The organism is Hydrogenophaga sp. A37 (assembly GCF_002001205.1).
In the GTDB taxonomy this organism is placed as follows: Bacteria; Pseudomonadota; Gammaproteobacteria; order Burkholderiales; family Burkholderiaceae_C; genus Hydrogenophaga.
The window spans coordinates 1-5,109 of the sequence record NZ_MUNZ01000070.1; the positions used below are offsets into that span (position 1 = coordinate 1).

The following is a 5,109-nucleotide window of genomic DNA, read 5'->3' on the forward strand; positions in this document are numbered from 1 at the left end:
TCGGCGCTGTGGCGCCGACGGGTCTTGTTCTTGGCTTCGGTCATGGTGTCCACCTATCTCGTTTGGTGGACACCATCGTTGCCACTTATGCCGCCGACCTCAAGGGTGGGATGGCCGGACGCTTACGACCATCGCGCTCAGCACCGTAATCATCTATGCGAAGGACATGCATCGCACCGCCCGGTTTTACAGCGAAAACTTTGGCTACGAGACGAGCGGCGAAGTCCGTGAGGGACTTATCGAACTTCTCCCGGCTGCGGGCGGTGCCGAGATACTGATTCATCAAGCCGCTAAAAGTCTCAGGCTTGGCTCCGCCGCCATCAAGTTGTCATTTGCAGTGACGGATGTCCAACAGTTCGTCGAGGTCGCCAAGGCAGCAGGCCTTGCCTTTGGGGCCGTCCATCAAGCAAACGGCTACGCATTCGCCAACACAAAAGATCCTGACGGGAACTCCATCAGCGTTTCAAGCCGCAAGTTTCGCGACTGACCGCTTCGGGTCGACTTGCGTCGGCGGTCACCTGAGGAAGCGGTCGTTCGGTCCGGCTCTACAGCGAGTGTCGGCTTCCTGGAGCGGCCGCGAAGTGGTATTCCCGGCCAGGAGCGGCCTTTTGCGCACTCGTTGGAGCAGTCGTTCAACGACCAGGCTCAGCAACGGCGGGAGCGCGCTGAGAGACGAGTCTTTGATGAAGGACCGCATACCTTCGCCGAGTGATGTAGCACCTCGGTCAGGCGTCTTCGTCAAAGGCGCCGTCGTCCTCCAAGCCATGGATGAACGCCTCGAAGCTCGCGGCCAAGACCACGATCTTGTAGTCCCACTCCTGGTCGATGTGGACCACCTGCGGTTCGCCTGTCGGCCCGCACGCCCGGTAGTCCAGGCAGACCATGTCGTGCCCTGCCGAGGGGCAGTCGGCGAAGTAGACACCGATAGGCGGATAGCCCCACTCTTCTGTCCAGAACGGGCTACCGAACTCGCCAAGAAGGGAACAAGGCTTGTCTCCGCCGATGGAGTAAAGACCGGTGATGGCAATGTGATCGTGTGACCACGAGGTTCGCTCTTTGGCTCGGTGGTTCGTCCGGCAGGGTATGCCACCGTTCTGAAACCGCATGAACTCGACGTAGGACGTGGGCAGCTTGTATCCCAACTTCCGCTCGACTGCCGCCACGGCCTCGTCGGTCAGCGGCGCACCGATGTACTCCTTGAGCGCGTACTCGGACGGCTCCCAGAAGCCAGCCATGTCGAAACCGGCAAAGACCTTGACCATTCCAACACTCTCCTTTGCCAAACCTTGATTCAAACGGCAAATCACAGAATACACAAAAGCGCGGACGCTAAACGGAGTCGAACGGCATCTCAAAACGGCTCTTGTCGAAGGGCTGGCAGACCACTTTGAGGGAAATACAAGAAAGGCCGCTCAGGGTCGGCTCGCGATGGTCATCGTCGTCGACACCGGTCCTTCGATACGGTGTATGTGACCAATGACCGCTGCCAGGCTTGACCGCAAACTGGCAGCCCCGGCCATCAGCAGCCCCTGCCCGTAGGTTAGAGCGGACGTTCAACAACGCGGTTCACGCGAGGGAGAGCCCGCAGGGCGCGGACCGTCGCGTGGAACCGTTTGTTGGGGCTCACTGCTTTATCTCGCCGTCCACTACCCACAACTCTTGGCCTGCGATCACCTTGCCAGTTCCATCGCGCCCACGATACTTCACAACTATGTCTCCATCATCTCCGCTACCGCCAACGGCACCATCCTGTCCTAAGCTGCGGATTGTCAAAATGCCATCGGCGTCAATGTCATACGCAAGCGGCCTGTGCCAGGCATCCGTGATCTGATTTGTGTATCCCGACCGTTCGGGAAGTAGGTTTAATGATGGCGGGAGAGTACCGTTAGCCTTAGCATAGAGGTGAATACGAAAAAACGTTTCACCAATGGCTGAATAGGTTAGGTCGCGATCGGGAATCACGTCAACGTGGCAGCCGCCGAATAGCACCGCGAGGATGGAGCAGGTCTGCCACTTCACTTGTGTGAGCCCCAACGTGGAAGTAAGCGAACGCCGGAGCGCGAAGCGCGGAGGGAACCACAAACGCAGCTTGTGTCGGTCCGCTTGACTGTAGGGTTAGGCGATTTTTGCATCGGTGTATTGCATTTCAACGTTGAGGCTGCGCTGCTGGTTTTTTTACTAGTTTTTGTTGGTCAGTTTCATCGATTTAAGATACTTCCCATCTTCAAAGAAAAAAATTATTTCCTTTGGACATTTACCGCTGTAGCACTGATACGCACCGTATCCGATGGTGACGCCCCTCGGGACTGCGATTTGGTCACTTCCCGCTGCCCCGCCGGAAACACTGACGTTATTTAACACCGGCCTATCAACAGACTCCAGTTCCTTTTGAGGAACAGAAACTACTTCGCGTCCAATGGAGATCTCAACGAGAGCAAGTTTTGTCCCATCTTGCGTTGTCTTTATGGTGAGAGTGTGGCCGCCCTCGTACTTATAGGACACTTCCGAAGGATTCAACACTAGATTGCGAGTGGCAAATGCATCTAACGAGACAAGCAAGGCAACAATGAACGCAAGTGACAGTTTCATGGTGTGGGACCTTTGCCTAACATTTGAATTCAGCGGACCCGCCAGCGCAGCTGGCGCAGGTCCGATGCAATGAAAGGTTAGACTTTGCTTGAAAGTCAGAAACCGTTGGCATATCGATCCAATGCCGTATATATCCAGTTTTCAATGTCGTCCTCGGATTCCGACTCAAAAGACTCAATCGGATCATCCCAATCTCCATTCTGAATCACGCATGCGCGAAACACGTGGGCGTAGAAGCCCACATCAATGATTGGACCATCCGAGTAGACATGAGCAAGCTGAAGAATGTCTTCCGTTCTTTCTGCCTGCTTCAGCCAGTCCACTTTATTGGTAAAACCATACGGATCGAACTCAACATGCCACTGATTGATCGAGGCAGGCAATCGGCGATTCATGAGCGAGGTCTAACGTTGGCGATGATTGGACGCAGACGGCGTTACCACTACCAATGGATGGCAGGTGCACTGGCCGCCGTTGGCGGTCCAATCGATCAACCTGTTAAACATCATGCCCCCCGTGAGGCTTCGCTTCGATGCGAAGCCTCTCCGTAACGCTCTCAGTCTGCCAACTGGCAGGTCCGTAGGCCACGGCCTCAACGAAGAAGGCGCTGTGCTTATCGTCGGCCCACTTCACTGAGGTCTCAAGATGGACCAGCTCACCATCAACTTGCAACTCACCAACCTCTACTGGCGCTCCGATGAGTGCAGCCAGAACACTGAGAGGCCGCGCCCGCCACTCTTCAAGTGAGCGGGCTAAAACGGGATAAGCCTGACCAGAGCGCATTGTGATGTTTAACGATTAAGGCCAGCGGAGGCCGTAGGCCGTCCGTGCTGGGCCGATTTGTTAAACGTCATGCTTCGTCCTCCAAAACCAGAAATGCCGAGACTTCATCGTCCGTTGGCTGCCAGTTTCTGCCGCGAAGTTCGAATAGCTTGACCAACCCTAACAACGCGAGTGGATCGTCTGCGACTAATCGACAGTTCAGACCTTCAGCTACATAGGCACCGCCGCAATCAGTGCCACGGCTCACCTCATAGCCCAATGCGCGGACTTCGGCCAACGATGGAGCCATGGTGTTGCCTGCAGCGACGATCGTGGTGATAGCTGGCATGAGGTTTAACGTTTGACATGAGGGGCGGCCGAGGGCGACAGCCCTTGGACGTCCCTCTCGATGGAAGGAGGCGTCACTTGGCCGCGCACTTCACACCAATGACGTTGTTGTAGCGACCTGCAGGCCAGGCGCTCGCTCGCCACCGATATGTGCCGGGGCCGATGAATCGCATTTCCCACTCACGGTATTCATCCGGGATGTCTTTTAGCTCCAGGCCGTACTTGATGACAAGAACGTTCGGAGCATGGCTGATGATTGTTGCTGAGTACCTTTCGATCTCCTGCCCGTTGTCCATACGCCATCTCCGGTCGTTCTTGAGAACCAGCGTCTTGCGGTCAGCTGAAACCTCGAACTGCTGGTGAACGTTGTCTGCGCGGCACCCATACTTGTTTTCTGAGCTTTCCGCCCACTTGCCTTCTAAAAGCGACCAATCAAAAGTAGTTTGAGCCCGAGCGACCGTTGAACACAGAGCGATTGTGACGGCGACACAAAGGGAGAGTTTCTTTGTCATTCTTGCCTCCGCGAAATGAGAAATTGGGTTGTGACGCCTAACGTAATGTCCAGAGCAAAACCTGCTCTATAAGTTGGACGCTGCTCCATAAGTTGGTCATGAGGCTCCCCTAACAGTGGGCTTGCAGCCTAGCTTGACGCCCAACATGCTGGATATATGTCCCGCTATAAAAATCCTGTGAAACCCCGCACCACTGTGCTGCAGTCCTTGCGGATCTAGGACCAGTTGCGTAAGCGCATACGGTACTTGCACTATAGCTTCAGCAATGAGCAGTTGTACGGTTGAAGGACGGTTTGGGGAGACTGGGGGAATGACCGCAGCGGGCCAAAGCTGCTGTGCGCCTCACTCCGAAGCGGTCACTTACCGGACGCACTATCGTGCCGAAAACCTCGCGCAAATTCAGGGAAGTCGCTCGCTACGTGGATCGCAGCTTCTGGCGCCATCCCAATCATCGGAAGCATGACCACGGCGCCGGTGTCGTCAAAGGCAAAGACCTCTCCGCCACCATTCCCAGCAAATGCCACGAAGCCAGGAGCATAGACGGGGATTTCAATCTCGGCGTTGGCAGAAGCCACTTCATCATCACCCCAAAGTACGACGTAGTGTTCCTCACCGGCTGCGACGGCAAAGCCCTCAAATAGTCCATTCGCATTGATGAAGTCGCGGTAGACGGACGGCAGTTGAATGGTCATCGGAAACGACTCCTTGTGGCCGAATGCACTAGTCTGCCACGTGCTCGATTGGTGTCAGACTTGTCATTGGACAGCTCTGCCCTGATGGCCAGTCAAATTCCCCCGTCTATGGCCACCTCAAACTCCCCCACCTGAACTGATCGGGGATAGGGGTTAAACGCCGGCGTCGTCGGCACCTGTTGGCAGGACATTGATCCAGTCTTCCC

Annotated in this window: 8 protein-coding genes; 1 reads left to right on the forward strand and 7 read right to left on the reverse strand. The window is 55.7% G+C overall.

The genetic code is table 11. The annotated features are described in order from the left end of the window. Positions 1-151: 151 nt before the first annotated feature. Complete coding sequence (locus tag B0E41_RS05055; protein ID WP_290440837.1) at positions 152-487, forward strand: VOC family protein; 336 nt, start codon at positions 152-154, stop codon at positions 485-487. 238 nt (positions 488-725) lie between these two features. On the opposite strand, the gene B0E41_RS05060 is transcribed toward B0E41_RS05055, so the two are convergent. The 7 genes from B0E41_RS05060 to B0E41_RS05080 all read right to left on the reverse strand — a co-directional run bounded on the left by B0E41_RS05060 (position 726) and on the right by B0E41_RS05080 (position 4,903). Then, on the reverse strand, positions 726-1,262 hold the full coding sequence (locus B0E41_RS05060) for an SMI1/KNR4 family protein (RefSeq protein ID WP_077329599.1): 537 nt from the start codon (positions 1,260-1,262) through the stop codon (positions 726-728). Between the two features lie 361 nt (positions 1,263-1,623). Further along, positions 1,624-2,019 (reverse strand): type II secretion system protein GspG, encoded by a 396-nt coding sequence (locus tag B0E41_RS05065; protein ID WP_171984671.1) that lies wholly within the window; start codon positions 2,017-2,019, stop codon positions 1,624-1,626. 159 nt (positions 2,020-2,178) lie between these two features. Next, entirely contained in the window at positions 2,179-2,589 is a 411-nt protein-coding gene (locus B0E41_RS26450) for a hypothetical protein (protein ID WP_143433673.1), read from the reverse strand. Positions 2,590-2,684: 95 nt separating this feature from the next. Next, positions 2,685-2,984 (reverse strand): hypothetical protein, encoded by a 300-nt coding sequence (locus B0E41_RS05070; RefSeq protein WP_143433674.1) that lies wholly within the window; start codon positions 2,982-2,984, stop codon positions 2,685-2,687. A gap of 455 nt (positions 2,985-3,439) precedes the next feature. Then, positions 3,440-3,700: a hypothetical protein gene (locus B0E41_RS26455; RefSeq protein ID WP_143433675.1), complete on the reverse strand. Its 261-nt coding sequence runs from the start codon at positions 3,698-3,700 to the stop codon at positions 3,440-3,442. Positions 3,701-3,773: 73 nt separating this feature from the next. Next, entirely contained in the window at positions 3,774-4,211 is a 438-nt protein-coding gene (locus B0E41_RS26460; RefSeq protein ID WP_143433676.1) for a hypothetical protein, read from the reverse strand. Positions 4,212-4,567: 356 nt separating this feature from the next. Then, positions 4,568-4,903, reverse strand: coding sequence for an SMI1/KNR4 family protein (locus B0E41_RS05080; protein WP_077329607.1), 336 nt, complete (start codon positions 4,901-4,903; stop codon positions 4,568-4,570). Positions 4,904-5,109 lie beyond the last annotated feature (206 nt).